Origin of the sequence: Hymenobacter nivis (assembly GCF_006439025.1) — a bacterium.
In the GTDB taxonomy this organism is placed as follows: Bacteria; Bacteroidota; Bacteroidia; order Cytophagales; family Hymenobacteraceae; genus Hymenobacter; species Hymenobacter nivis_A.
Map to the genome: position 1 here is coordinate 1 of NZ_RCYZ01000023.1, position 796 is coordinate 796.

The 796-nt window shown below is 68.0% G+C and carries 1 protein-coding gene and 1 pseudogene; both read right to left on the reverse strand.

The features are described from left to right. Positions 1 to 406, reverse strand: a 406-nt coding sequence (locus EAH73_RS22915; RefSeq protein WP_140469765.1) for a DUF4249 family protein, incomplete at its 3' end; no start/stop codon positions are given. 61 nt (positions 407 to 467) lie between these two features. Further along, positions 468 to 796: pseudogene (locus tag EAH73_RS23270) on the reverse strand (hypothetical protein); the annotation flags it as partial.

A 796-nucleotide genomic window follows, 5' to 3' on the forward strand; every position in this document is an offset into this window, starting at 1 on the left:
CTTTCAGCGGCACCAGGGCCGACTCGTAGGTGGCGCCCCCCGTGGCCGGGGCAATGCGCAGCTGGTACTGGCGCGCGGCGGGCAGCACCAGGCTGTCGGACACGTACCTGCCCGCCGCCCGCTCCACCAGCGCGTAGCGGGTGCCCGCCTCGTCGGCGATGAACAGCTTGGCCCCCCGCTCCACCGCCGGGGCCCCCGCCGCGGCCAGGCTGGCCGTGCGCGTGAGCAAAATCGTGGTCCGCCCGTTGCCGTTGATGAAGCCGTCCACGACCAAATAGCTGGCCGGCGCGTCCAGCACGTCCGGCGCGTAGGGCTCCACGCACCCGCCCAGGGCCCCCAGCAGGGCCAGCCCAAACCAGCGGCGAACCAGCAAACGAAGGAATTGGGCGGGTACAAGAGGCGGCATGGGCGGGGATTAGGCAGAACTAAGCAGAACTAAGCAGAACAAAGACAAGCGGCGGCGGGCCCTACCAGAAGCTGGGTTTCACGTTGGCGCCCCGCAGGCGGCAATCGGCGCAGGTGGTCGAGGCGCCGATGTACGCCATCTTGAGCTTGCTGCGGGTGAGGTAGTAGCTGACCGGCACGGTGCCGGGCTGGTCGAAAAGCCGGGTATAGGGGTCGTGGGGCCCCTTGGGGTCGAAGGGAAATAGGACCTCGGACATCGAATCGACTGCGCAGCCCTGGTAGGGCGAATCGAACACCACATCGGAAGGCAGCGGCAGCTCGGTGCGGGCAATAAAAATGCGCTTTTGCTGGGTGATGTGGGCCCCCACGTAGCCCAGCACGGGCTCCTGGG